Raw genomic sequence first — 26244 nt, forward strand, 5'->3', positions numbered from 1 at the left:
GTGGGCAGGGGGCGATGCATCAGGTAAACTGCCGCATCTTTTATACCTATAACGATTCGCCTGATGCCCACGACGTTTCATGAGATTCCCCGCAAGCGCCCGACCACGCCCCTGCTCGACCGTGCCAACACGCCGGACGGCCTGCGCCGGTTAGGCGAAGCCGAGCTGGAAACCCTGGCCGATGAGTTGCGCCTGGAATTGCTCTATACGGTCGGACAGACCGGTGGGCATTTCGGTGCCGGCCTGGGCGTCATCGAGCTGACCATCGCGTTGCATTACGTATTCGACACCCCGGATGACCGGCTGGTGTGGGACGTGGGTCATCAGGCTTATCCGCACAAGATCCTCACCGGCCGTCGCGAGCGCATGGCCACCTTGCGCCAGAAGGACGGCGTTGCTGCGTTCCCGCGTCGCTCCGAAAGCGAGTACGACACCTTTGGCGTCGGCCACTCCAGCACCTCGATCAGTGCCGCGCTGGGCATGGCCATTGCCGCCCGCCTGCAGAACAGTGATCGCAAGGCGATCGCGGTGATCGGCGACGGCGCACTGACCGCCGGCATGGCCTTCGAAGCGCTGAACCACGCACCGGAAGTGAACGCCGACATGCTGGTGATTCTTAACGACAACGACATGTCGATTTCGCGCAACGTCGGCGGCCTGTCGAATTACCTGGCGAAGATCCTGTCGAGCCGCACTTACGCGAGCATGCGTGAAGGCAGCAAGAAGGTCTTGTCGCGCCTGCCCGGTGCCTGGGAAATCGCTCGTCGTACTGAAGAATATGCCAAGGGCATGCTGGTCCCCGGAACGTTGTTCGAGGAATTGGGCTGGAACTACATCGGACCGATCGACGGCCACGACCTGCCGACCCTGATCGCGACCCTGCGCAACATGCGCGACCTCAAGGGCCCGCAGTTCCTGCACGTGGTCACCAAGAAAGGCAAAGGCTTCGCTCCGGCAGAAGTCGACCCGATCGGCTATCACGCGATCACCAAGCTGGAGCCGGTCGACGCACCGGCGGCGGCCCCGAAGAAAGCCGGCGGCCCCAAGTATTCGGGTGTATTCGGCGAGTGGCTGTGCGATATGGCCGCCGAAGACCCGCGACTGGTCGGCATCACTCCGGCCATGAAGGAAGGCTCGGACCTGGTGGCGTTCAGCGAACGGTTCCCGGAGCGCTATTTCGACGTGGCGATTGCCGAACAGCACGCCGTGACCTTGGCGGCAGGCATGGCTTGCGAAGGTTCAAAACCAGTGGTGGCGATCTACTCGACTTTCCTGCAACGTGGCTACGACCAGCTCGTGCATGATGTGGCGGTGCAGAACCTCGACGTACTGTTTGCTATCGACCGTGCCGGCCTGGTGGGCGAAGACGGTCCGACCCACGCGGGCAGCTTCGACCTGTCGTTCCTGCGCTGCATCCCCGGCATGCTGGTGATGACACCAAGCGACGAAAACGAACTGCGCAAGATGCTCACCACCGGCCACCTGTACAACGGTCCGGCAGCAGTGCGCTACCCACGCGGCACTGGCCCGAATGCTGCGATAGAAAAAACCCTGGAGCCGATCGACATCGGCAAGGGCATCGTTCGCCGCCAGGGCAGCAAGGTCGCCCTGCTGGTGTTTGGCGTGCAACTGGCCGAAGCGTTAAAGGTCGCCGAGACGCTGGATGCAACCGTGGTCGACATGCGTTTCGTCAAGCCACTGGATGAAGCCCTGGTCCGTGAAATTGCCGGCCGTCACGACTTGCTGGTGACCGTCGAGGAAAACGCGATCATGGGCGGCGCTGGCGGCGCGGTCAGCGAATTTCTGGCTCGGGAAAATATCCTCAAGTCCATGCTGCACCTGGGCTTGCCGGACCTTTACGTCGAGCACGCGAAGCCGGCGCAGATGCTGGCTGAGTGTGGACTGGATGAGGCCGGGATCGAAGCTTCGATTCGCGAGCGCCTGCAATTGTTCAATTTGTAACCATCCCGCGCAGGAGCTGCCGAAGGCTGCGATCTTTTGATCTTGCCCTTCGCCAGCTCCTGATCTGCCAAAACACAATCAAAAGATCGCAGCCTTCGGCAGCTTCTACAGGGCGTTGTGCCGCATCACCTCGGATCCTCCATGAAACTCTCCCCGCTCGCCCTGGCGCTGACCCTCCTGCCTGCCGGTCAACTGCTGGCCGACACCTTTGAACGCGACCAGGCCCTGAAGCTTCCCGACGTGCTGATCAGCGCCAACCGCCAGGTCGAAGCGCGCAACGACAGCAGCGCCGCCAACACTGTGTTCACCCGCGAAGATATCGACCGCCTGCAACCGGCCAGTGTCACCGACCTGCTGCGGCGCGTGCCGGGGGTACAGGTCGGACAAACCGGCGGGCGCGGCAGCCTGCCGGGGATCTACATTCGCGGCACCCGGTCGGCGCAGAGCCTGGTGCTGGTGGATGGCCAGCGCATCGGCAACTCGACTTCCGGCGACAGCAACCTGCAGCACATCAACATCGAGCAGGTTGAGCGAGTGGAGGTGTTGCGTGGCTCCCGGTCGGTGATTTACGGCAGCGATGCCATTGGCGGGGTGATCCAGATTTTCACCCGCCGCGGCGCCGAGCCGGGCCTGAAGGCACGCATTCACGCCGGCTTTGGCAGCAACCAGACCTGGGAACGCAGTCTTGGCTTGTCTGGCGGTGACGAGAAAACCCGTTTCGACCTGGGGGCCAGTCTTGATGAGACCGCCGGCATCGATCGCACCCACGAGTCGTACCCCAGCGATGGCGACCATGATGAGTACCGTAACAAGTCGGTGAGCATGAGCCTCAGCCATGCGCTGACCGATGACATCGAAGTCGGCGCCAACCTGTTGGATAACCGCGGCAAAAGCGCGTTTGACAACCCGTTTGGCCGCTTCGACCTGGACACGTTTGAATCATTTCAACAGCAACCCTACAGCGACTTTGCCGTCAGCAGCTTCAGCAGCTACGTCGATGCCCGGGTCAACGACCGCTGGAAAACCCGGGTCGAACTGGGGCACAGCGAGAACCGCGAGAAGACGCTCGACAAGCTCAGCGACGAGCGCAGCGTCTTCAACACCTACCGCGATTCGGTGAACTGGCAGAACGACCTGACGCTCAACGACCGCAACAGCCTGATCCTTGGGGGCGACTGGTATGAAGACCGGATCAACAGCAGCACGCCGTTCGATCAAGACAGTCGCTGGAACCGTGCTGCGTTCATTCAGCACCGCTACCAGGCGGAGAGTTTTTCCACGGAGCTGGGCTTGCGCCGGGACCAGAACCAGCAGTTTGGCGGCCAGAACAGTTGGAGTGGCACTTTTACCTTGCCGCTGAATCCGGACAATGACCTGTTGCTGAGCTACAGCGAAGGTTTCCGCGCACCGACCTTCAACGACCTGTATTACCCGGATTTCAGCAACCCGGATCTCAAGCCGGAAACCTCGAAGAGCTACGAACTGCAGTGGCGCAGCCAGTTAAGCGACACCAGTCGCCTGGAGGCGTCGCTGTATCGCACCGACCTGGAAGACGCGATCATTTTCGGCAGCAATTCACGCCCGCAGAACGTCGCATCGGCGCGCATCAACGGGTTCGAGGCTGCGTTGAAGCAGGAGCTGTTCGGCTGGCAAGGCAACCTGGGCGTAGCGATCATTGATCCGCAGGATCGCGACACCGGCCATACCCTGGCCCGCCGCGCTCGACGCACCCTGAGCCTGGACCTGGATCGACAGTTTGACCGGCTGGGCGTCGGCGCCAGCTGGCAGGCCGTGAGCAGCAGTTACGACGACGAGACTAACCAGCAGCCCTTAGGCGGTTATGCGCTGCTGGGATTGCGCAGCAGCTGGGAGTTGAATCGCGAGATCAGGCTAGAACTGAAGGTGGATAACCTGCTGGACAAGGGTTACAGCCGGGTGCTGTACAGCTATGACGGCAGTCAATACGGGTATCGCGAGGAAGGCCGAGCGTGGATGTTCGGGGTGAGCTGGACGCCGGAGCTCTGACCCAGAGCCCTGACCCAACGTTGCCTGGATTGGCCTCGTCGCGGGCAAGCCGAACCGTCGAACCGCCGCTCCCAGAGGTTTCAGGTAATGCACAAAACCTGTGGGAGCGTGGCTTGCCCGCGATGCAGGCGACTCGGTTTAGCGGTCCGGCGCAATTAACCGACACAATGCGGCCGTCGCCTCGACCATCTGCCCGCTAGGCCGCTCCAGCCCCTTATCCACCACGCGCAACAACCGCCCGTGCGCCACGGCCGCGACCTGGGGCCAGGCCCTCCATGACTCAAGCTGTGCCTGATCCCCGGCCAGAATGACCTCGGGATTGCGCTGCAGCACCGCCTCCACGCTCACCTGCGGCGCCGGCAGCTGCAGGTCGGCAAACACATTGCGCGCCCCACACACCTCAAGAGCATCACTGATGATCTGCCCGCCACCCACGGTATACAGCGGTCGATCCCAGACCTGATAAAACACCCGCAACGGTTCATCCCTTCGGTATCGCTGGCGCAGCTCAGCCAGGCGAGCCCGCAGACTTGCAGCCAGCGCCAGACCCCGCTCCGGTCGCCCGAGCTGGCGAGCTATCGCTTCGATCTGTGCCGCAAGTTGTTGCAGGTCATGCGGTTCGGCGACATAAGTGGGGATATTCAGGCGCTTGAGCTGTTCGCGCTGGGCCGGGCCGACGCTGCCGGGCCATAACAACAGCAAATCCGGCTTGAGACTGAGCAGGCGCTCCATGTCCAGCTGGCCGTAGCGGCCGACCGAAGCCAGATGATCAAGTGCAGCGGGGCGCTCGCCGGCATCCAGAACGCCCACGAGGAGATCTGCGCAATTCAACTCAACGACGATTTCAGTCAGGGATGGCGCCAGGCTGACAACCCGCTCCACCGCCGCAGCGTTGCCGCTCACGGCCAGCAGCAGCACCGCCAGCCAATTACGCCACATCAGCCAAGCTGACGCGGGATGCGGTAGAGGTAGAACAACACGGCGGTCGACAGCGCCAGCAGAAACAGCGGCACCGCTTCCAGCCCCACAAACACCGCCAGGGCGCCGATCCAGGCAGGCAAACCGGCGACCAGGAACGCCGTGCGTCGCTTGGCGGCCAGGGCGATCCAGGCGGCGGGCTCCTCAGGGGTATCGAGGGCTTTTTGCGTGGCGATCAGCGCGTGCTTGTAGGCACCGAAGAATTTCAGGCTGACAAACATCGAGGCCACGCCGGCAATGAACAAAGGCATCGCCAACACCGGCAGGATGGGCTCCATTTGGCCGAACACGCCGTTGATCACGAACAATGGCACCAGCGCCAGCGCCAGGTATTGCCACCAGTTGACGGACAGTCGCCGCCGCACCTGACCTCGGGTCACGCTCGATCCGCCTCGCCCTGATGCTCGTTGCCCATCATGTGGTCGAGCTTGCTGGCCTTGGTGGCCAGGTACAGTTTGTTGTGAGGGTTATGCCCGGTGTGCAGCGGCACGCGCTCGGCGACCACGATGCCCATGTCGGTCAAGGCTTTGACCTTGCGTGGGTTGTTGGTCATCAGGCGCAGGGATTTCACTCCCAGATGTTCCAGCATCGGCAGGCACATGGCGTAGTCACGCTGGTCAGCGGCGAAGCCCAGGCGCTCGTTGGCTTCGACGGTGTCGGCGCCCCCGTCCTGCAATTCATAGGCCCGGATCTTGTTCAACAGGCCAATGCCGCGACCTTCCTGGCGCAGGTACAGCAACACGCCACGGCCTTCACGGGCGATGGCCTGCAAGGCTGCCTCAAGCTGTGAACCACAGTCGCAGCGCTGACTGAACAAGGCATCGCCGGTCAGGCATTCGGAATGCAAGCGACCCAGTACCGGGGCACCGTCATCGAACTCACCCAGGCTCAGGACTACGTGCTCGCGCCCGTTCTCTTCGTCGAGAAAGCCGTGCATGGTGAATTGCGCAAAAGGCGTTGGCAGCTTGGAAGCGGCGACAAAAACGACAGGCACCGGTGTGCTCCTGATCTATAGGTACTGGAGATTCGCAGACGCGGCATTGTAACAGCAGGTTCCAGCGGACGCTTAGGCAGAATTATGGGGCATAACAATCAAAATGTTTGATCAACGGTCGTGCGATCAGCCCCGTAGGAGCTGGACGTTAGAAGGGGTAGGGTTGCTTCCAGCGTTCGAAGATCGGCTTCAACTGGCCGTTCTTCACCAGCACTTCCATGCGCTGATCAAACAACGCCATCAGCCCGCGCGCCCTGGGGTTGTCGGCAAAGCACAGGTACAACGGCAACTCGGCGACATGGGTACGGCGAAACTGCGCAGGATCCTTGGCCCGGCTGACCACGTAATCCACCTCGGTGAGGGCATCGATGTAGTAGTCGGCACGGTTGTGCAGCAGCATCGACAGGATGCCTGTGCGCCGGACCACTTCGTTGTAGCGGCTGATATTGGGCAGGTAGAGTTGATACTGGTAGCCACGCACCCAGGCCAGCCGGTAGTTGCCCAGGGTATCGAGGGTAGGCGCGGGATTACTGGCCAGCCCCAAGGCATAGATGTGATCGGTGTCGTAGCTCCACCTTGGATAAAGCAGGTCGCTGACTTCGTCACGATAGCCGCCGACACAGGCATCCACTTCACCGCGCTGGGCCAGGCCGATGGAGCGGGTATAGGGTTCGGTACGGATATCCAGCTTGACGCCCGCCGGCTCGAACACTTCGCGCAAGACGTCCCAGGCCAGGCCATGGCCATCGGCAGCGGTATAGTCTTCCCACTCTTCGCTGGCCAGATGAATCACCGAGGGTGGCGCCAGGTCACCCGCTTGCACCCACGAGCACAGCATCGCCAAAATCATTACCGCCAAACCACGCCGAGCCATTCCCTGTCCCCCTGGTCAGTCCCTCAAGCCAATAACCACACCAACCCCTGCATCGCCAGCCAGGCAAATACACCGGCCAGTACGTCATCAAGCATGATCCCGACGCCGCCATGCACGTGCCGGTCGATCCAGCGAATCGGCCACGGCTTGAGAATGTCGAAGAAGCGGAACACCAGGAAGCCCGCCAGTAACCAGTACCAGCCCTCCGGCACCAGCCACAGGGTGATCCACATTCCGACCATCTCGTCCCAGACGATACCTTCGTGGTCGTGCACGCGTAAATCATCGGCCACCTTGCCGCACAGCCAGAAGCCGAACAGCATGGTGATGCCCAGCATCAGCCAGTAACCCCAATCGGGCAGCATCTGCCATAAGGGGATGAAGGGTAGCGCAACTAATGACCCCCAGGTGCCCGGTGCCTTTGGCAAGGTGCCCGAGCCAAAGCCGAACGCCAGGAAATGCCATGGATTGCGCCAGACCGACGGCGGTACGAATTCCGCCGGAACCTGCTTGGGATGATCTGTCACGTTGTCTCCCGAAAATGTTGGTAGCCCCGGGTTTGCGGGGTGATATCTCGTCCGTCGGCATCCAGCAGGGTCACGCCCTGACCACTGACTACACGTCCGACCACATGGATCGGCCAGCCGTCGGCCAACAGGCCGGGCAACTCGACGGACGGTAGGGTAAAGGCCAGCACGTAATCGTCGCCACCGCTCAAGGCCGCCTCTTGCGCGCCCGCCTGGCCGAGGAAGGCCACCAGGGGCGCAGAGACCGGCAGCTTACTCTGCTCGACCTGAACGCCTACCTTCGAGGCGAGCGCCAGGTGCCCGCAGTCCGCCAGCAGGCCGTCGGAGATATCCAGCGCCGAGGTCGCCTTGCCCCGTAGCGCTCGACCCAGGGCCAGCTGAGGCTGCGGCGACCAGTAATGTGCCAGCAACGGATCGGCAATCGACGGTTCGGCCGTTCGCTGGCCGAGTACCAGCGGCAAGGCCCCGGCAGCGTTGCCCAGCTCACCGCCAACGCACACCAGGTCACCTGGCTGCGCGCCGCTTCGCACCAGGGCCTGACCGCTGGGCACTCGGCCAAACACGGTCATGGTCAGGCTCAGCGGTCCGCGGGTGGTATCCCCGCCCACCAGCGCCACGCCGCAGCCCTGGGCCATGAGGTTCAACCCACGGGCATAGCTTTGCAGCCAATCGGCAGTCACCGTCGGCAAGGTCAGGGCAAGGGTAAAGGCAACCGGCGTGGCGCCCATGGCGGCCAGATCACTCACAGCCACCGCCAGCGAACGCTGGCCGAGCAGAAAAGGGTCGCAAGGATCTGCGAAATGCACACCTGCAACCAGGGTGTCGGTGGAAATGGCCAGCTGCTCCCCGGGGGGAACAGCCAGCAAGGCACAATCGTCGCCGATTCCCAGAGCAACGCCTTCGCCGCCTTGCGCACAAGGCGCGGCGGCGAAGAAATTGCGGATCAGCTCAAACTCGCCCATAGCGATACCAAACGCCGGTTAGCGCTTGAACGCCTTCACTTCAGCTTCACGCAGACGCGGAGCCAGCTTGTCGAGTACGCCGTTGACGAACTTGTGGCCGTCGGTGGAACCGAAGACTTTCGCCAGCTCGATACCTTCGTTGATCACAACGCGGTACGGCACGTCGACGCGCTCGAGCAGCTCCCAGGTGGACAGGCGCAGCACGGCCAGTTCAACCGGGTCCAGCTCTTCGATGGTGATGTCCAGGCATGGCGCCAGTGCGGCATCGATGCGGTCTCTTTGTGCCGGAACGCCGTGCAGGATTTCACGGAAGTAGGCACCGTCGACATCACTGAAATCGTTATCGACCCGGAACTGCGCTTCGATCTCGTTCAGCGACTGTCTGGCCATGTGCCATTGGTACAGCGCCTGGGTTGCGAGCTGACGGGCTTCGCGACGCTTGACGCTTTTCGATGGCTTGCCGGCATCCGCAGGCTTTGGATCGCGCGGGTTGAAACGATCGCTTTCGTCGCTAATCACTTGGCCTCCAACTGCGCCAGCAGGCTGACCATTTCCAGGGCGGACAGGGCAGCTTCAGCACCTTTGTTACCGGCCTTGGTGCCGGAACGCTCGATGGCTTGTTCGATGGAATCAACGGTCAGGACGCCGAAAGCGACCGGTACGCCGAACTCCATGGACACCTGGGCCAGGCCTTTGGTGCATTCGCCAGCGACGTATTCGAAATGCGGGGTACCGCCACGAATGACTGCGCCCAGTGCGATGATTGCAGCGTACTCACCCTTCTGGGCGACTTTCTGTGCAACCAGCGGAATTTCGAAGGCGCCAGGAGCGCGGATGATGGTGATGTCGCTTTCGCTCACGCCATGGCGAACCAGGGCATCAACTGCACCGCTGACCAGGCTTTCAACGACAAAGCTGTTGAAACGGCCGACTACCAGAGCGTAGCGGCCTTTAGGGGCGATGAAGGTACCTTCGATGGTCTTCAGGGTCATTCGTTAGATCTCTTAAAGAGCCGGGACGCGTTTTCTACGCGTCCCTCAGTGATGTGTTAACCGCGAATCAAGGACTGGAAACAACCGGTCTTTATTCGGAGGGCACGTATTCTACAACTTCCAGATCGAAACCGGATATCGCATTAAATTTCATTGGCGCACTCATCAGGCGCATTTTGCGCACGCCAAGGTCCCGAAGGATCTGCGAACCGGCACCGACGATGCTGTAGGTGGTCGGTTTTTTCACAGGCGTCTGGTCCGCCGTCTCGCGGATGTGCGCCAGCAAAACGTCGCCATCGAGCGGATGACCGAGCAGCAGCACCACCCCGCTGCCGGCCTCGGCAACCGCCGCCATCGCAGCGCGCAGGCTCCAGCGGCCCGGTTGCTTGACCATCAGCAGGTCACGCAGCGGGTCCATGTTATGCACGCGAACCAGCGTCGGCTCGTCGGCGCACACGGTGCCCAGGGTCAGCGCCATGTGCACGTCGCCTTCCACGGAATCACGATAGGTCACCAGGTTGAATTGGCCCAGTTCGCTGTCCAGCGGCTGCTCGGCAATCCGCTGAACGGTACGTTCGTGGATCATCCGGTAGTGGATCAGGTCGGCGATGGTACCGATCTTGATGTTGTGTTCGGCAGCGAAGGCTTCCAGCTCGGCGCGACGGGACATGGTGCCGTCATCGTTCATCACTTCGCAGATCACCCCGCTCGGCTCGAAACCGGCCATGCGCGCCAGATCACACGCCGCCTCGGTGTGGCCAGCACGGGCCAGGGTGCCACCGGCCTGGGCCATCAGCGGGAAGATGTGGCCGGGGCTGACAATGTCTTCAGCCCTGGCGTCTTTCGCTGCAGCCGCCTGCACGGTGCGAGCACGGTCTGCGGCAGAGATGCCGGTGGTCACGCCGGTGGCCGCTTCGATGGACACGGTGAACTTGGTGCCAAAACCGGAACCGTTGCGCGGGGCCATCAAGGGCAGCTTCAACAGTTCGCAGCGTTCGCGGCTCATCGGCATGCAGATGAGGCCGCGAGCGTGCTTGGCCATGAAGTTGATGTGTTCTGGCTGGCAGCACTCGGCGGCCATGATCAGGTCGCCTTCGTTCTCGCGGTCTTCGTCATCCATGAGGATGACCATCTTGCCTTGGCGGATGTCTTCAACCAGTTCTTCGATGCTATTGAGCGCCACAAGGCACCCCCCTTCTTTCGAAATTAGAGCTCAGGATTTGAGGTAGCCGTTTTGGGCCAGGAAGCTTTCAGTAATGGTGCTGCCGGCGGCTGGCTCCGCGGCCTTGTCGCCCAGCAGCAAGCGCTCCAGGTAACGGGCCAGCAAGTCCACTTCCAGGTTCACCCGGCGACCTGGCTGATACGACGCCATGATGGTTTCGCTCAGGGTGTGGGGGATGATCGTCAACATGAACTCGGCGCCATCGACCGCGTTCACGGTCAGGCTGGTGCCGTCGACGGTGATCGAGCCTTTATGGGCGATGTACTTGGCCAGCTCCTTCGGGGCGCGGATGCGAAACTCCACGGCACGGGCGTTTTCGGTGCGTGCAACCACTTCGCCGACGCCGTCGACGTGACCGCTGACCAGATGACCGCCAAGGCGGGTGGTCGGGGTCAGGGCTTTTTCCAGATTGACCGGGCTGCCGCTTTTGAGGTCGTTCATGGCGGTGCAGTCGAGTGTTTCGCGACTGACGTCGGCGGCAAAACCATTGCCTGGCAATTCAACCGCGGTCAGGCACACGCCATTGACCGCGATGCTGTCACCCAGCTTGACGTCGCTCAGATCGAGCTTGCCGGTTTCTACGTGAACCCGCACATCTCCGCCTTTTGGGGTCAATGCACGAATACTGCCGATGGATTCGATGATGCCGGTAAACATGGAGTCCTCCTCGAGAACGGGCCAGCGCTGTGGCGATGGCCGGAAATTATACGCTCGCTGCTGGCACAGGAATGGCAGTGACCCGCCAGTCATCGCCAACCGCACGAATTTCGGTGATTTTGAGTGCTGGCGCGTCTTTCATCTGCGCCAGTGGCCAATCCAGCAGGGGGCGTGCCGAGGAACCAAGGAACTTGCCAGCGATGAAAATCTGGAACTCGTCCACCAGCCCTTGTTGCGCGAAAGCACCGGCCAGACGCGGCCCCGCTTCGACCAGCACTTCGTTGACCCCGCGGGCAGCCAGCTCGACCAGCAGCTTGCGCAGGTCGACCAAGCCATCCTCGCCCGCGACGATCAAGCACTCCGGGCCATTGGCATATTGCTCTTCGATCGCCATGCACGTAGCGACCAGCGCCGGGCCGGCCTTGAAGAATGGCGCGTCCAGCGGCACTCGCAGCCGCCCGTCGATCAACACGCGCAACGGCGGCCGGCTCATGGCCAGCGCGGTTTGCTCGGCATCCAGGCCCAGCTCATCGGCGCGCACGGTCAAGCGGGCATTATCGGCCAGCACCGTGTCGGCGCCAGTCAGCACCACGCTGGCCTGTGCACGCAGGCGTTGTACCGCCGAACGCGCTGCCGGGCCGGTAATCCATTGGCTTTCGCCGCTTTCCATCGCCGTGCGACCGTCGAGGCTCATCGCCAGCTTGACCCGCACGAACGGCAACCCGTGTTCCATGCGTTTGAGAAAGCCTTCGTTGAGCTTGCGCGCCTCGCCTTCGAGCACGCCGCTTTCAGTGGCAATACCGGCTTGAGACAGACGCTGCATGCCGCGACCGGCAACCGCCGGGTTCGGGTCCTGCATGGCCGCAACGACCCTGGCCAGGCCTGCATGCACCAGCGCATCGGCGCAGGGCGGCGTACGGCCGTGGTGGCTGCACGGTTCGAGCGTGACGTAGGCCGTGGCGCCTCGGGCCTTGTCGCCTGCGGCGCGCAAGGCGTGGACTTCGGCGTGAGGCTCGCCGGTGCGTTCGTGCCAGCCTTCGCCGACAATTTGCCCGTCGCGCACGATCACACAGCCGACCCGCGGGTTGGGGTGGGTGGTGTAGTGACCTTTGCGCGCCAGTTCAAGAGCGCGGGCCATGTAGTGGGCGTCGAGGACGGTTTGCTCTGCGGATGTGCTCATTCTTTCACCGGCTCACGGGCCAGGCGATCGATCTCTTCACGGAACTCATTAAGGTCCTGGAAGCGTCGATACACGGAGGCGAAACGAATGTAGGCGACTTCGTCGAGCTTTTGCAGCTCGGCCATCACCAGTTCACCGACCACGAGAGACTTGACCTCACGTTCGCCGGTGGCTCGCAATTTGTGTTTGATGTGCACCAGCGACGATTCGAGGCGTTCGACACTCACCGGACGCTTTTCGAGGGCACGCTGCATGCCGGCGCGGAGTTTTTCTTCGTCGAACGGCTGACGACTGCCGTCGGTTTTGATCAGGCGCGGCAACACCAGTTCAGCCGTCTCGAACGTCGTGAAACGTTCGCCGCAGGCCAGGCATTCACGCCGGCGGCGCACCTGTTCGCCCTCGGCGACCAGACGCGAGTCGATGACCTTGGTGTCGTTGGCACCGCAGAAGGGACAGTGCATGGTGGCAGGCAACAAAAAAAGGGAGGGCCATGGTAGCGCATCCCCGTCGCAAGACAAGCCATAGGGTTTGCGGTATACAGACTGGCTATATCGAACGATCCATGGATTTCACCCTGCTGGAGCCGCAAATGCCACTAAAACCGCTCGTTTTACTCAGCCTTCTCAGCCTGCTGGTGGCCTGCGGCACTGATGCGCCCAAGCCGCAACCGCCGACCCCGGGCCCCGCACCGCAACAGGCGCAGAAGAAAGCCCGGGAGTCGGCCCAGCTTGGTCCACTGCCCGCTTACCAGCGCGAACTGAGCGGCACGCTGCAAGGCGTGCCGGCCGGCGCCGAAGTCGAACTGGCTTTGCTGGTAATCGACGACAAGGACCGCCCGCAGCAGTTGCTCGCCAGTTCCAGCCTGATTGGTACCAATCAGGTCCTGCCGTTCCACCTGCGGTTCAATCCGGAATCCTTTCCGGCGGGCCAGCGGGTTGAACTGCGTGGCCGCGCCAGCCAGTCGGGGCAGCTGATACTGCATCTGCCGTCGCAGGTCATTACCCAACCGACGACCCAGGCCATGGGTCAGCTGCAATTCGTCAAAGCACCATGACTGCACCGCTCGACCTGCAGCAGTCGCTGGGGCAATTGCTGGGTGATGCGCAGCTGGTGCCTGTCGCGTTGCCCGGAACACAGCTAAAGCTCTGGCTGATCGACGGCGACAACATGGACCGCGCCTTCAGCCCGGAGGAAACCCGGCGGATCCTGCATGAGCCGCCGTACTGGAGTTTCTGCTGGGCCAGTGGCCTGGCGGTGGCACGCTACCTCGCCGAACACCCGCAGTGGGTCGCCGGCAAACGGGTGCTGGACTTCGGCGCCGGCTCCGGGGTGGCGGGCATTGCTGCGGTCAAGGCCGGCGCTCTGGAAGTGGTGGCCTGCGATCTCGACCCGCTGGCGATCGCAGCGTGCCGGGCGAATGCCGAGCTCAATGCTGTGCAACTTGCCTACTCGACAGATTTCTTCGCCGAAGCAGACCGGTTCGACCTGATCCTGGTGGCCGACGTCCTGTACGACCGGGCGAACCTGCCGTTACTCGATCAATTCCTGAGTCGCGGGCGCGAGGCGCTGGTGGCGGATTCGCGGGTGAGGGATTTTCGCCATCCGCTGTATAGGCGCATCGAGATGCTGGAGGCGATGACCTTGCCGGATCTGGCCGAACCGGAAGAGTTTCGGCATGTGAGTCTCTACCACGCGCGGCGCCCTGGCTGACGCCATCGCCAGCAGGCGGGCTCCCACAGTTGACCGCATTCCATGGTGGGAGCCAGCCTGCTGGCGAAGCGTCAGATCAGGCGATACGACTCTCCCGGTCACACCCCGCTTCCGGCCACCCCCCGCCAAGCCTTATAGTGGCCCCATTCACGCTTTTACGAGATCCCCCATGAGTCAGGAAACGCCGTACATCTTCGACGCCACCACCGCCGATTTCGACCAGTCGGTGATCGAGAACTCATTCCACAAACCCGTCCTGGTGGACTTCTGGGCCGAATGGTGCGCGCCTTGCAAAGTGCTGATGCCGATGCTGCAGACCATCGCCGAGAGCTATCAGGGCGAGCTGTTGCTGGCCAAGGTCAACTGCGATCTGGAGCAGGACATCGTCGCCCGCTTTGGCATTCGCAGCCTGCCGACCGTGGTGCTGTTCAAGGACGGCCAGCCGGTCGACGGCTTTGCCGGCGCGCAGCCGGAGTCAGCCGTACGCACCATGCTCGAGCCGCATGTGCAGATGCCACCGCCGGCCGCCGCCGATCCGTTCGAACAGGCTCAGGCGTTGTTCGACGACAGCCGCTTCGCCGATGCCGAAGCCGTGCTCAAGGTGCTGCTGGGTGAGGACAATACCAACGCCAAGGCGCTGATTCTCTACGCCCGCTGCCTGACTGAGCGCGGCGAGCTGGCTGATGCGCAATCGGTACTCGACTCGGTCAAGAGCGACGAACACAAGGCCGCCCTGGCCGGTGCCAAGGCGCAGATCCAGTTCCTCGGCCAGGCCAAGGACCTGCCGGATGCCGCAGACCTGAAGGCGCGCCTGGCGAAGAACCCTCTGGACGATGAGGCCGTCTATCAACTGGCCGTCCAGCAATTGGCCCGTCAGCAATACGATGCGGCGCTGGACGGATTGCTCAAGCTGTTCATCCGCAATCGCAGCTACAACGAAGGCCTGCCGCACAAGACCTTGTTGCAAGTCTTCGAGCTGCTGGGCAACGATCACCCGCTGGTGACCACGTACCGTCGCAAGTTGTTTGCTGCTCTTTATTAAAAGAGCAAAAGATCGCCGCCTTGTTTCACTCGATAGCGCCTACGGGGTGCACGTGACTCCTTGCAGGGGCGGTCGAGCGAAGGGAGGCGGCGATCTTCAATCGACCCAGCTGTAAATCGGCGTATCTGCGCCGCTGACCACCTTCACGTCCGCACAATGGCGCAAGCGCACCAGCAAGCGCTTGCCCGCTGCCGCGCTGCCAGTCAGCCCTTCCAGCTGCTCGAGCAAATCCGGCCCGCTCAACTGCCCGGCCTGGCGCAACAGATCCTTGGCGACCTGCCACAGCGCATCGTCCTGGGTGACCGGTTTCGCCACAGGCGTCGCGCTGGCGTCAGCCGGAGCGACCTGCAACTGCGCGCCAAGCCGCGCCCAATCCGCGTCGTCCATCTCCAATGTCAAATCCACCGGCCAGGCGCCGATGCTTCCGCGTATACGCAACATGAGTCTGCTCCCGCATTTTTCTTCTGCGCATGCTCCCACGGGACTTGTGCAACGCCAAGCAGGCAGTCAAACTCTGCGCACGTTATAAGATCACATAACATTTCGTTACCTTCCGCCTGGAGAGTCCCCATGCGTCGTCTGTTGCTCGCTTTGCCATTCGCCCTGTTGCCGCTGGCCGATGCTTACGCCGCTCAAGCCCATGAACATGATCACGACCATGAACATAACGAAGAGCATGTCAGCCTGGAGGCCCATGAGCATGGCGTCGGCCGCTTGAACGCGGCCCTGGACGGTCAGACGCTGGAGCTGGAACTGCAAAGCCCGGCAATGAACCTGGTGGGTTTCGAACACCAGGCCACCACCGATGCCGACAAAGCCAGGGTCGCCGCTGCCCGGGCCCAGCTGGAAAAGCCCCTGTCCCTGTTCAGCCTGCCGACCGCTGCCGGCTGCGTGGCAACCAGTCAAGCGCTGGAAAGCCCGCTGTTCGGTGACAAACCGGACGCCGATGATGATCACGAAGCGACGTCCAAGGGCGAGCATCACCACGATCACAGCGAAATTCACGCCCATTACCACTTCACCTGTTCGACACCGGCAGCGCTGAAGTCCCTGGACCTGGCGAATATCTTCAATGCCTTCCCGGCCACCCAGAAAATTCAGGTACAACTGATCGGCCCTGGTGGCCAGCAGGGCGTTGAAGTGACGGCCAAGGCGGCTGCCCTGAAATTCTGAATCCACCCTGAGTCCTGTAGGCGCTGACGAGTGCAACGAGGCTGCGATCTTTTGATCTTGCTTTGAAAAAGCAAAAGATCGCAGCCTCGTTGCACTCGGCAGCTCCTACGGGGGCGTTCACTTACGAAACCGGTGTTATGACTCAACCTCTCATCGAACTGTCCAACCTGGGCTTCAGCTGGCCCGGTCATCCGCCCTTGCTCGACATCCCGGCGTTTCGCCTGGAAGCCGGCGAGAGCCTGTTTCTCAAGGGGCCCAGTGGCAGCGGCAAGACCACTCTGCTGGGGCTGCTCGGCGGCGTGCAGAAGCCCGATCGCGGCAGCATCCGCCTGCTTGGCCAGGAGCTGACCGAGCTGTCCGCCGGTGCGCGCGACACGTTTCGCGTCGATCACACCGGCTACATTTTCCAGCAGTTCAACCTGCTGCCATTCCTCTCGGTGCGCGAGAACGTCGAGTTGCCCTGCCATTTCTCCAGGTTGCGCGCCGAACGGGCTGTCCAGCGTCACGGCAGCGTCGACCAGGCTGCCGTCACCCTGCTTGCCCACTTGGGCCTGAAAGATCAGAACCTGTTGAGCCGACGCGCCGACTCCCTTTCCATCGGTCAGCAACAGCGAGTAGCCGCCGCCCGAGCGCTGATCGGCCAGCCTGAACTGGTGATCGCCGACGAGCCGACTTCGGCGCTGGACTACGACGCCCGGGAAAACTTCATCCGCCTGCTGTTTGCCGAATGCCGCGAAGCTGGATCGAGCCTGTTGTTCGTCAGCCACGACCAGAGCCTGGCGCCGCTGTTCGACCGCCATCTGTCCCTGGCCGAACTCAACCGCGCCGCCACGTCCGAAGAGGTTTGAGATGTATCTGTTTCGTCTAGCCATGGCCAGCCTGGCTAATCGTCGCTTTACTGCGATCCTGACTGCATTCGCCATCGCCTTGTCGGTCTGCCTGCTGCTGGCCGTGGAACGCGTTCGTACCGAAGCCAAGGCCAGTTTCGCCAGCACCATCAGTGGCACCGACCTCATCGTCGGCGCACGCTCCGGTTCGGTGAATCTGCTGCTGTACTCTGTGTTTCGCATCGGCAATGCCACCAACAACATCCGCTGGGACAGCTTCGAGCACTTCGCCAACAACCCGAAAGTGAAGTGGGCCATCCCGATGTCCCTCGGCGACTCCCATCGCGGATACCGGGTGATGGGCACCACCGAGGCGTATTTCGAGCACTATCAATACGCACGCCAGCAGCACCTGGAACTGGTCGACGGTCGCCCATTCGCCACCGATCCGTTCGAAGTGGTGCTCGGCGCCGAGGTGGCCGATGCGCTGCACTACAAACTCGGCGACAAACTGGTCCTGGCCCACGGCGTCGCGGTGATCAGCCTGGTCAAGCACGACGACAAGCCATTCACCGTGGTCGGCATCCTCAAACGCACGGGTACGCCCGTGGACCGCACGCTGCACATCAGCCTGGGTGGCATGGAAGCGATTCACGTGGACTGGCACGACGGCGTACCGGCCCGGGGTAATGGGCGCATCAGTGCCGATCAGGCACGCAACATGGACCTGACGCCGCAAGCGATCACCGCCTTCATGCTGGGCCTGAACAGCAAGATTTCCACCTTCGCCCTGCAGCGTGAGATCAATGAATTTCGCGGCGAGCCGATGCTTGCCATCCTGCCCGGCGTCGCCCTGCAGGAATTGTGGAGCCTGATGAGCACGGCGGAAAAAGCCTTGTTCGTGGTGTCGCTGTTCGTGGTGCTGACCGGGTTGATCGGCATGCTCACGGCGATTCTCACCAGCCTCAACGAACGCCGGCGGGAAATGGCGATTCTGCGTTCGGTCGGCGCTCGTCCGTGGCATATAGCCTCGTTGCTGGTGCTGGAAGCGTTTGCCCTGGCGTTGTCCGGGGTGATTGCCGGCGTGGCCCTGTTGTACGTGTGTATCGCAGGCGCCCAGGGTTACGTGCAGGCCAACTACGGGTTGTATTTACCGTTGGCGTGGCCAAGTGAATATGAATGGACGCTGCTCGGTGGCATCCTGTGCGCTGCGTTACTGATGGGCAGCGTGCCGGCCTGGCGTGCGTATCGCCAATCCCTTGCCGATGGCCTGTCGATCCGTTTATGAGGAAGTCGAAGATGCCCCGCGTCCTGCTCGCGCTGTTGATGCTGTTCGCCCTGCCGCTGTGGGCAGCCGAGCCCAAGGATCTGACCTGGTCGGAGATGATCCCCCCGGACGCAGCACCGGAAGTGCCGAACATGACGCCGCTGCATGACCTGTCGCAGATGAGCAGTGCGCTGTCGGCCGAATCGGCACCAGCGGCGAAGCAGGACATGCCCAATGCCCCCGTGGTGCAGGGACTCGACGGCCAGAACATTCGCCTGCCGGGGTATATCGTGCCACTGGAAGTGAGTGAGGAAGGGCGCACCACGGAGTTTCTGCTGGTGCCGTATTTCGGCGCCTGCATCCACGTACCGCCACCGCCGTCGAACCAGATCGTGCACGTGAAAAGCGAGTTGGGCGTGAAACTGGACGAGCTGTATCAGCCTTACTGGATCGAGGGTGCGATGCAGGTGAAGGCGTCAACCAGCGAACTGGCGGATGCGGGGTATCAGATGGAGGCGGACAAGATTTATGCGTATGAGCTGCCGGAGTGAACCCCGGTAATTTTAGGCCTTTTGTAATGGCCCCATCGCTGGCAAGCCAGCTCCCACAGTGATCGAGTCGTTCACACTATTTGTATCACCGACGGAACCTGTGGGAGCTGCTTGCCAGCGATGGGGCCCGCAAAGGTTCCACGAAAAACCACCCCTTCGCTGTTTCATTGAGCTGAGTCAACAGAGCAGATTGTTAGCCGCCTTACCATTGGACATCGAAAACTTTTAACGTCCTTTGGAGCCCTCATGCACAAGTCCGCGCTCTGCGCTTCGCTGTTTGCCCTCGCGCTCGCAGCCCCGCTCGCCCATGCCCACGACGCTGGCGATATCATCGTTCGCGCTGGCGCTATCACCGTCAACCCGAAAGCCGACAGCTCCAGCGTCAAGGTCGACCAGGGCCCACTGGCCGGGGCCGACCTGGGTGGCAAGGCGACCATGAGCAGCGACACGCAGCTGGGCTTGAACTTCGCGTACATGATCGACAGCCACTGGGGTATCGAATTGCTCGCCGCCTCCCCGTTCGAGCACGACGTGAAGATCAAAGGCACCGCCCTGGGCGCGGCCAACGGCAAACTCGGTTCGCTCAAACACCTGCCGCCGACCCTGAGCGTGGTGTACTACCCGCTGGATCACAAGTCGCTATTCCAGCCGTATGTGGGTGCCGGCATCAACTACACCTGGATCTACGACGAACACGTGGGCAGTGAAGCCAGCGCCAACGGTTTCAGCAACTTCAAGGCGGAAAACTCCTGGGGCATGGCGTTCCAGGTGGGTGCCGACTACATGATCACCGACAACATCATGCTCAACGCGCAGGTGCGCTACATCGACATCGACACCACCGCGACTGTGGAAAACAACGCAGTGGCACCAGGCACCCGGGCCAAGGTCGACGTGGATGTGGATCCGTTCATCTACATGGTTGGCCTGGGTTACAAGTTCTAAACCGCTTGGGTTGGAACGCTTTCGCGAGCAAGGTCAACACCGTCCAGAAACGATAAAGGCGCCTTTGAGGCGCCTTTTTCATTGCGGCAGGACTCAGCGCCCCAACAACCGCGCCAACCCCACGCTCATCGGCGTCTGCTCAGGGTAGGTAAACCGCTCCAGCAGCCGTCGATTGTTCGCCCGTGAATGACGAATATCTCCGGAGCGCGCCGGTCCGTAGCTCACCGGCGGCAACTGACCCACGACCACTTCCAGCGCCTGCAGCATCTGCTTGAGTGTAGTCGCCTGGTTCCAGCCAACATTGATCGCGCCCACCTCGACCTGCGGCTTCTCGATGGCCTGCACCAGCAGGTCGACGAGGTCTTCAACGTAAACAAAATCCCGAGTCTGCTCGCCATCGCCAAACACGGTGATCGGCAGGCCTTTGTGCGCCCGCTCGCTGAAGATGCTGATCACCCCGGAGTACGGCGAGGACGGATCCTGGCGCGGGCCGTAGATGTTGAAGAAACGGAAGACCACCGGTTCCAGGCCATGCTGTCGCCGATAGAAGTCAAAATAATGCTCGCTGGCCAGTTTGTCCGAGGCATAGGGCGTCAACGGCGATTTGGGCGTTTCTTCGTCGATCGACTCGCCTTCACCGTTGTTGCCGTAGACCGCCGCGCTGGAGGCAAACAACACGCGTTTGACTCCGGCCAGGCGCATGGCTTCGCACACATTCAACGAAGCTACGAAATTACTCTGGTGGGTTCTGACCGGATCATCCACCGAGGCCTGGACCGAAGCGACCGCCGCCAGGTGTGCCACGGCGCTGCAGCCGACCATCGTGCGCGCCACCAGCGCTGCATCGGCGACATCACCGAGAATCAGTTCAACCTTGGGGTTGTCCAGCGGCAGGTTGCTGCGCTTGCCGGTGGACAGGTCGTCGAGAATGCGCACCGAATGGCCCTTGGCGAGCAAGGCATCGGTCAGGTGCGAGCCGATGAAACCGGCACCGCCGGTGATGAGAATTGGGCCGTCAGCCATGGCGATAGAACCTGTCCAGTAGGCTCGGGAGTGCCGCGCGCCAGGCACGCGGCTTGATCCCGAACGTGTGCAGAATTTTCTTACAGGCCAGCACTGCATGCTGCGGCTCGTCGGCAGCGTCAGGGCGCGCGGCGTGAGCCTGGGCGGTGGGTGCTTCGATGGCCAGCGGGTGCAGGTTGCGCGCTTCGGTCAGGATAGCCTGCCCCAGTGCCAGCGGCGTAGTGGCCTCATGTCCTGCGTAATGGTAGGTGCCCCACAGCGGCGCTGCACAATCAAGTTGCTTGAGCACCGAAATAATCACCCGGGCGGCATCGTCGACCGGCGTCGGATTGCCTCGGCGATCATCAGCCATCAGCAGTTCTTCAGGCTGCTCGGCACGAGCCAGGAAACGCCCCAGGGCGCCATCGGCGCTGTCATCGAGCAGCCAGCCGAAGCGCAGCAGCACATGCTGCGGGCAAGTGGCCCGCACGCTTTGCTCGATGCGCCACAGGGCCTGACCACGCAGGCCCAAGGGCACCGGCTCGTCTTTTTCGCTGTAGGCCGTCGCGCGGGAACCGTCGAACACCCGATAGCTCGACGGTTGCAGCAGGACGATATTGTGGTGCTGGCACAATTCGGCCAGGCGCTCGACTGCGCGCTCCTGCCCGGCCAGACGCTGTTCGCTCACTGCCTCGGCCTGGAACCAGTCGAAGTAGTACGCAAGGTTGATTAGCGCGTCCGGGCGGGTGTCGTCGAGCAATTGCGTCAGGCTCGCGGCATCCCAGCCGTCTTGCGGCGGGCGGGGGGCGAGGAAACCGATGTCTTCCTCCGCACCGAGGCGAATCAGCGCCTGCCCAAGGGCATTTCCGCCGCCCAGTAACATAAGGCGCATTCGCATAGAGTCAGCAGGCCCAGTCTGATTGGAACGATGGCTGTTAGACAGCACCCGGGGTGATGTCATTGATAATTGCCGGAATCGTTGCATTTTGCGGGTTTAGTACGCAACCGTCACCCGTAAAGTGTAAATTGCCGTATGAACTTGCCAATCCCTCCGGACGCTGCCCTGGCGGGCTTCCACCCTGCGGTCAGTGCCTGGTTCCGTAACACGTTCGCGACGGTGACTGCCGCCCAGGCCCGGGCGTGGCCGCTGATTCGCCAGCGCCGTTCGACCTTGATCGCGGCGCCCACCGGCTCGGGTAAGACCCTCACCGCTTTTCTGGCGGTGATCGATGACCTGGTGCATCGAGGGTTGGAGACCCCAGGCGGTTTGCCTGACGAAACCCTGGTGGTCTACGTTTCGCCGCTCAAGGCGCTGTCCAACGATATCCGGATCAACCTGCAAAACCCGCTGGCCGGTATCACCGAACAGCTGCAGCTCATGGGGCTGCCGGCCTTGCAGATCAACACTGCCGTACGCACCGGCGATACCGCGCAAAAAGACCGTGCGGCAATGCGCAGGACCCCGCCGCATATTCTGGTCACCACCCCGGAATCCCTTTATGTGCTGCTGGGTTCAGACTCGGGCCGGCAGATGCTGGGCTCCACGCGTACAGTGATCGTCGATGAAATTCACGCCATCGCCGCCAGCAAGCGCGGCAGCCACCTGGCCCTGAGCCTTGAGCGTCTGCAGGCCCTGTGTAGCGAGCCGCTGACGCGTATCGGCCTGTCGGCCACGCAGAAACCCATCGAGGCGGTGTCACGCTACCTGGCAGGGCGTGATCGCCCCTGTGAAATCATCGACATCGGCCATGCCCGTCCGCGGGACCTGGGCATCGAAGTGCCGCCAGTGCCGTTGTCGGCTGTGATGGCCAACGACGTCTGGCAACTGGTCTATGACCGCCTCGCGGCCCTCGCCCGCGAGCACCGCACCACCTTGATCTTCGTCAACACCCGACGCCTCGCCGAACGCCTCAGCCGCCACTTGAGCGAACGCCTGGGCAAGGATGCGGTAGCTGCGCACCATGGCAGCCTGGCCAAGGAGTTTCGCCTGGATGCCGAGCAACGTCTCAAGCGCGGCGAGCTGCAAGTGCTGATCGCCACCGCTTCTCTGGAATTGGGGATTGATATCGGCGACGTCGACCTGGTCTGCCAGATTGCCTCGCCGCGTTCGATCGCCGGTTTTCTGCAACGGGTTGGCCGCTCCGGGCACCAGGTCGGCGGCACACCCAAGGGTCGCCTGTTCGCCACCACCCGCGATGACCTGATCGAATGCACCGCCCTGCTCGACTGTGTACGCCGGGGTGAACTCGATACCCTGCACATTCCCAAGGCGCCGCTGGATGTGCTGGCGCAGCAGATCATCGCCGAGGTCAGTTGCCGGGAATGGCAGGAACAGGCACTGCTGGACCTGTTCCGCCAAGCGTCGCCCTACGCCGAACTCGACGAAAAGCATTACCAGGCATTGCTGCAAATGCTCGCCGAAGGCTACAACTCAAGCCAGGGCATGCGCAGTGCCTACCTGCACCGCGACGCTCTGACCCGCACATTACGCGGTCGCCGAGGCAGCAAACTGACTGCGGTCACCAGCGGCGGGACGATTCCCGACAATGCCGACTACAGCGTGTTGCTCGAACCCCAGGCGCTGAACATCGGCAGCGTCAACGAAGACTTCGCGGTCGAGAGCATCGCCGGCGACGTCTTCCAGCTGGGCAATACGTCCTATCGAATCCTGCGGGTCGAGGCCGGCAAGGTCCGGGTTGAAGATGCCCAGGGCCAGCCGCCGACCATCCCGTTCTGGCTCGGCGAGGCGCCAGGGCGCAGTGCCGAATTGTCATTCGCGGTGGCTCGCCTGCAAGCCCGACTCGACGACCTGCTGGGTGCCACACCCGGCAACCTGCAACCGGCCCTGGACTGTCTGACCGACACCCTTGGCCTGAACCTCGCCAGCGCCGAACAGGTGGTGGACTACCTGGCCCGTGCACGCCTGGCCCTGGGCGCACTGCCGTCCCAGGACACGCTGCTGATGGAGCGGTTCTTCGACGAGTCCGGCGGCACCCAGCTGATCATTCACACGCCCTTTGGCAGTCGGATCAATCGTGCCTGGGGCATGGCACTGCGCAAGCGGTTCTGCCGTACGTTCAACTTCGAGTTGCAGGCCGCCGCCAGCGAGGACGCCATCGTCCTTTCTCTATCCAGCAGCCACAGTTTCGAACTCGATGAAGTCTGGCGCTACCTGCACAGCAACAGCGCCGAGCACCTGCTGATTCAAGCCGTTCTCGAGGCGCCGCTGTTTGGTGTGCGCTGGCGCTGGAATGCCGGAGTCGCGCTGGCATTGCCGCGCTACACCGGCGGGCGCAAGGTCGCGCCACAGATCCAGCGCATGAAAAGCGAAGACCTGATCGCCAGCGTGTTTCCCGACCAGATTGCCTGCGTGGAAAATCTCGCCGGTGAACGTGAAGTGCCCGAACACCCGCTAGTGGAGCAGACCCTCGACGACTGCCTGCATGAGGCCATGGACAGCGAAGGCTGGCTCAACCTGTTGCGGCGCATGGAGCGTGGCGAGGTGCGCCTGATCAGCCGCGACCTGCCTGCGCCCTCGCCCTTGGCGGCGGAAATCCTTAGTGCGCGGCCCTACAGTTTTCTCGACGATGCGCCGCTGGAAGAACGCCGCACCCAGGCGGTGCTCAATCGACGCTGGACCGAGGCGCAATCCACCGACGATCTTGGCGCCCTCGACGCCGACGCGATTCAGGCCGTGCGTGAGCAAGCCTGGCCGGCGCCCACCCGCATCGATGAGATGCATGAGGCGCTGATGAGTCTTGCCTGTATCACTGAAGAGGAAGCCCAGGCCAACCCGCAGTGGTCAGAATGGTTGAATGCACTGGCCGAAGGCGGCCGGGCCAGCCGGATCGGCGATTCGCTGTGGTTCGCGCTGGAGCGCCTGACCTGTGTGCAGGCGATTTATCCACAGGCGTCCGTGCAGCCGCCGATGGTCGCATTGCCCGGGTTCGATGAAGCCTGGGACCGCGATGACGCCGTGCTGGAAGTGGTGCGGGCACGCCTGGGCGCGTTCGGCCCGCTGCCCTTGCCGGCGATTGCCGGCCCCCTCGGCCTGCCCGCCACTGAGGTCACCGGGGCGCTGGCGCACCTTGAGCGGGAAGGCTATGTTCTGCGCGGGCATTTTTCCAGCGGCGCCTGCGAGGAAGAATGGTGCGAACGCCATCTTCTGGCGCGAATCCATCGCTACACGGTCAAGCGTCTGCGCCGGGAAATCGAGCCGGTGGCTTTGCAGGATTTCATGCGGTTCCTGTTTGACTGGCAACACCTGTCCCCCGCCGCTCAAGGCCAGGGCAGCGCCGTGTTGTCCGCGATTGTAGGTCAGTTTGAAGGCTACCCCGCCGCCGCTTCCGCCTGGGACAGTGACCTGCTGCCGGCACGCATCAAGGGTTATTCGCCGAGTTGGCTGGATGATCTGTGTCGCAGTGGCAAGTGGGTGTGGACGCGCCTGACAACACGCGGCAAGGGCGCCAGCACGGCGTTGCGCAGCACGCCGATCCTGTTGTTGCCGCGCACCCGCGTCGGGTTGTGGAGCAGCCTCGCAGAGCAGACGCCAATAGAGCAACTGTCGCCCAAGGCGCGCAAGGTCCACGACGCCCTCAGCCAACACGGCGCGTTGTTTTTTGATGAGCTGATTCATGAGGCCCATCTTCTGCGCGCCGAGCTGGAAATCGCCCTGCAGGAATTGGTGGGCGCGGGCCTGGTGAACGCCGACAGCTTTGCCGGCCTGCGGGCGCTGATCGCTCCGGCCAGCAGACGCCAGGCTCGCAGCAGCCGGCGCGGGCGCGGGGCTTTTATTGGCGGCATGGATGATGCCGGGCGCTGGGCGTTGCTGAAGCGAGGGTTGGCCGCGCCGGTTGTGGATAACAAACGTCCGGCGCCGACACCCGTCGACACCCTGGAACACATTGCCATGACGCTGCTTCGACGCTACGGGGTGGTGTTCTGGCGCTTGCTGGAACGAGAGGCAGACTGGTTGCCAGGGTGGCGTGAGTTGCTGCGCACTTTTCATCGACTGGAGGCTCGCGGGGAGATTCGCGGTGGACGGTTCGTCAGCGGATTGGCCGGGGAACAGTTCGCCCTGCCCGAGGCCATACCCTTGTTGCGCGAGGTACGCCGACGGCCGCATGACGGGAGCCTGGTGGCGGTGTGCGGGGTTGACCCGCTGAACCTCGCCGGCACCCTGTTACCCGGCGCGAAGGTGCCGGCACTGGCGAGCAATCGGCTGGTGTATCGCGACGGGGTGCCGGCTGCTGCGGTGATTGCGGGCAAACAGCAGATCTGGCTGGAGCTGGATCCCCAGGCGGGTGCTGAGGTACGGAGCAGGTTGATCCAGCATTGAGGCTGGCTGCTGGCCC

At 62.6% G+C, this 26244-nt stretch carries 26 protein-coding genes; 11 read left to right on the forward strand and 15 right to left on the reverse strand.

Features of this window, described 5'->3' with window-relative positions; genetic code table 11:
- The first annotated feature begins 63 nt into the window (after positions 1 to 63).
- Entirely contained in the window at positions 64 to 1962 is a 1899-nt protein-coding gene (dxs, locus tag EQV97_RS20805) for a 1-deoxy-D-xylulose-5-phosphate synthase (protein ID WP_122838875.1), read from the forward strand.
- Positions 1963 to 2103: 141 nt separating this feature from the next.
- Positions 2104 to 3987, forward strand: coding sequence for a TonB-dependent receptor (locus EQV97_RS20810; RefSeq protein WP_122838874.1), 1884 nt, complete (start codon positions 2104 to 2106; stop codon positions 3985 to 3987).
- A gap of 138 nt (positions 3988 to 4125) precedes the next feature.
- Here the strand turns inward: EQV97_RS20810 and EQV97_RS20815 are convergent, their stop codons facing one another.
- From EQV97_RS20815 to nrdR, 12 genes are all read right to left on the reverse strand, one after another.
- The gene (locus tag EQV97_RS20815; protein WP_240889710.1) at positions 4126 to 4926 is read right to left on the reverse strand and encodes a cobalamin-binding protein; all 801 of its coding nucleotides are present in this window, start codon (positions 4924 to 4926) and stop codon (positions 4126 to 4128) included.
- Positions 4926 to 5345 (reverse strand): MFS transporter, encoded by a 420-nt coding sequence (locus EQV97_RS20820; protein WP_122838872.1) that lies wholly within the window; start codon positions 5343 to 5345, stop codon positions 4926 to 4928. The genes EQV97_RS20815 and EQV97_RS20820 overlap by 1 nt, the downstream gene beginning before the upstream one ends.
- A complete protein-coding gene (gene ribA / locus EQV97_RS20825) occupies positions 5342 to 5959 on the reverse strand; it encodes a GTP cyclohydrolase II (protein WP_045057501.1) in 618 nt (205 codons plus the stop codon). The genes EQV97_RS20820 and ribA overlap by 4 nt, the downstream gene beginning before the upstream one ends.
- A gap of 148 nt (positions 5960 to 6107) precedes the next feature.
- Positions 6108 to 6833: a transporter substrate-binding domain-containing protein gene (locus EQV97_RS20830; protein WP_122838871.1), complete on the reverse strand. Its 726-nt coding sequence runs from the start codon at positions 6831 to 6833 to the stop codon at positions 6108 to 6110.
- A gap of 23 nt (positions 6834 to 6856) precedes the next feature.
- Positions 6857 to 7360: a phosphatidylglycerophosphatase A gene (locus EQV97_RS20835; protein WP_045057499.1), complete on the reverse strand. Its 504-nt coding sequence runs from the start codon at positions 7358 to 7360 to the stop codon at positions 6857 to 6859.
- Entirely contained in the window at positions 7357 to 8322 is a 966-nt protein-coding gene (gene thiL / locus EQV97_RS20840; RefSeq protein WP_240889713.1) for a thiamine-phosphate kinase, read from the reverse strand. Before thiL ends, EQV97_RS20835 begins: the two co-directional genes overlap by 4 nt.
- An 18-nt stretch (positions 8323 to 8340) precedes the next feature.
- Positions 8341 to 8841: a transcription antitermination factor NusB gene (gene nusB, locus EQV97_RS20845; protein ID WP_045057497.1), complete on the reverse strand. Its 501-nt coding sequence runs from the start codon at positions 8839 to 8841 to the stop codon at positions 8341 to 8343.
- Entirely contained in the window at positions 8838 to 9314 is a 477-nt protein-coding gene (gene ribE, locus EQV97_RS20850) for a 6,7-dimethyl-8-ribityllumazine synthase (RefSeq protein ID WP_003185938.1), read from the reverse strand. The genes nusB and ribE overlap by 4 nt, the downstream gene beginning before the upstream one ends.
- Positions 9315 to 9405: 91 nt before the next feature.
- Positions 9406 to 10497 (reverse strand): bifunctional 3,4-dihydroxy-2-butanone-4-phosphate synthase/GTP cyclohydrolase II, encoded by a 1092-nt coding sequence (ribBA, locus tag EQV97_RS20855; RefSeq protein WP_045057496.1) that lies wholly within the window; start codon positions 10495 to 10497, stop codon positions 9406 to 9408.
- A 30-nt stretch (positions 10498 to 10527) separates the two neighbouring features.
- A complete protein-coding gene (locus EQV97_RS20860; RefSeq protein ID WP_045057495.1) occupies positions 10528 to 11193 on the reverse strand; it encodes a riboflavin synthase in 666 nt (221 codons plus the stop codon).
- 46 nt (positions 11194 to 11239) lie between these two features.
- Positions 11240 to 12373 (reverse strand): bifunctional diaminohydroxyphosphoribosylaminopyrimidine deaminase/5-amino-6-(5-phosphoribosylamino)uracil reductase RibD, encoded by a 1134-nt coding sequence (gene ribD, locus EQV97_RS20865; RefSeq protein WP_045057494.1) that lies wholly within the window; start codon positions 12371 to 12373, stop codon positions 11240 to 11242.
- Entirely contained in the window at positions 12370 to 12834 is a 465-nt protein-coding gene (gene nrdR, locus EQV97_RS20870; RefSeq protein ID WP_003228656.1) for a transcriptional regulator NrdR, read from the reverse strand. Before nrdR ends, ribD begins: the two co-directional genes overlap by 4 nt.
- A gap of 128 nt (positions 12835 to 12962) precedes the next feature.
- On the opposite strand from nrdR, the gene EQV97_RS20875 reads away from it, so the two are divergent.
- The 3 genes from EQV97_RS20875 to trxA all read left to right on the forward strand — a co-directional run bounded on the left by EQV97_RS20875 (position 12963) and on the right by trxA (position 15125).
- A complete protein-coding gene (locus EQV97_RS20875) occupies positions 12963 to 13427 on the forward strand; it encodes a YbaY family lipoprotein (RefSeq protein ID WP_122839054.1) in 465 nt (154 codons plus the stop codon).
- Positions 13424 to 14083: a 50S ribosomal protein L11 methyltransferase gene (locus EQV97_RS20880; protein ID WP_225569684.1), complete on the forward strand. Its 660-nt coding sequence runs from the start codon at positions 13424 to 13426 to the stop codon at positions 14081 to 14083. Before EQV97_RS20875 ends, EQV97_RS20880 begins: the two co-directional genes overlap by 4 nt.
- 169 nt (positions 14084 to 14252) lie before the next feature.
- Complete coding sequence (trxA, locus tag EQV97_RS20885) at positions 14253 to 15125, forward strand: thioredoxin (protein WP_122838866.1); 873 nt, start codon at positions 14253 to 14255, stop codon at positions 15123 to 15125.
- A gap of 96 nt (positions 15126 to 15221) precedes the next feature.
- Here trxA and EQV97_RS20890 read toward each other — a convergent pair whose 3' ends face one another.
- Entirely contained in the window at positions 15222 to 15566 is a 345-nt protein-coding gene (locus tag EQV97_RS20890; RefSeq protein WP_122838865.1) for a hypothetical protein, read from the reverse strand.
- A gap of 129 nt (positions 15567 to 15695) precedes the next feature.
- Here EQV97_RS20890 and EQV97_RS20895 point away from each other — a divergent pair, with 129 nt between their 5' ends.
- The 5 genes from EQV97_RS20895 (at position 15696) to EQV97_RS20915 (ending at position 19888) form a co-directional block, all read left to right on the forward strand.
- Positions 15696 to 16298, forward strand: a complete 603-nt coding sequence (locus tag EQV97_RS20895; RefSeq protein WP_240889715.1) for a DUF2796 domain-containing protein — start codon at positions 15696 to 15698, stop codon at positions 16296 to 16298.
- A 137-nt stretch (positions 16299 to 16435) separates the two neighbouring features.
- Positions 16436 to 17146, forward strand: coding sequence for an ABC transporter ATP-binding protein (locus EQV97_RS20900; RefSeq protein ID WP_240889717.1), 711 nt, complete (start codon positions 16436 to 16438; stop codon positions 17144 to 17146).
- Position 17147: 1 nt separating this feature from the next.
- Entirely contained in the window at positions 17148 to 18413 is a 1266-nt protein-coding gene (locus tag EQV97_RS20905; RefSeq protein WP_240889719.1) for an ABC transporter permease, read from the forward strand.
- An 11-nt stretch (positions 18414 to 18424) separates the two neighbouring features.
- The gene (locus EQV97_RS20910) at positions 18425 to 18943 is read left to right on the forward strand and encodes a DUF3299 domain-containing protein (protein WP_122838861.1); all 519 of its coding nucleotides are present in this window, start codon (positions 18425 to 18427) and stop codon (positions 18941 to 18943) included.
- Positions 18944 to 19189: 246 nt separating this feature from the next.
- A complete protein-coding gene (locus EQV97_RS20915; protein ID WP_122838860.1) occupies positions 19190 to 19888 on the forward strand; it encodes an OmpW family outer membrane protein in 699 nt (232 codons plus the stop codon).
- 93 nt (positions 19889 to 19981) lie between these two features.
- On the opposite strand, the gene EQV97_RS20920 is transcribed toward EQV97_RS20915, so the two are convergent.
- Both EQV97_RS20920 and EQV97_RS20925 read right to left on the reverse strand, forming a co-directional pair.
- Positions 19982 to 20911, reverse strand: coding sequence for an NAD-dependent epimerase/dehydratase family protein (locus EQV97_RS20920; protein ID WP_240889721.1), 930 nt, complete (start codon positions 20909 to 20911; stop codon positions 19982 to 19984).
- A complete protein-coding gene (locus EQV97_RS20925) occupies positions 20904 to 21788 on the reverse strand; it encodes a sugar nucleotide-binding protein (protein ID WP_122838858.1) in 885 nt (294 codons plus the stop codon). The genes EQV97_RS20920 and EQV97_RS20925 overlap by 8 nt, the downstream gene beginning before the upstream one ends.
- A gap of 135 nt (positions 21789 to 21923) precedes the next feature.
- On the opposite strand from EQV97_RS20925, the gene EQV97_RS20930 reads away from it, so the two are divergent.
- A complete protein-coding gene (locus tag EQV97_RS20930; protein WP_240889723.1) occupies positions 21924 to 26228 on the forward strand; it encodes a DEAD/DEAH box helicase in 4305 nt (1434 codons plus the stop codon).
- The last annotated feature ends 16 nt before the right edge of the window (positions 26229 to 26244 follow it).

The organism is Pseudomonas sp. TMW22090 (genome assembly GCF_022496665.1).
Taxonomy (GTDB): domain Bacteria; phylum Pseudomonadota; class Gammaproteobacteria; order Pseudomonadales; family Pseudomonadaceae; genus Aquipseudomonas; species Aquipseudomonas gregormendelii.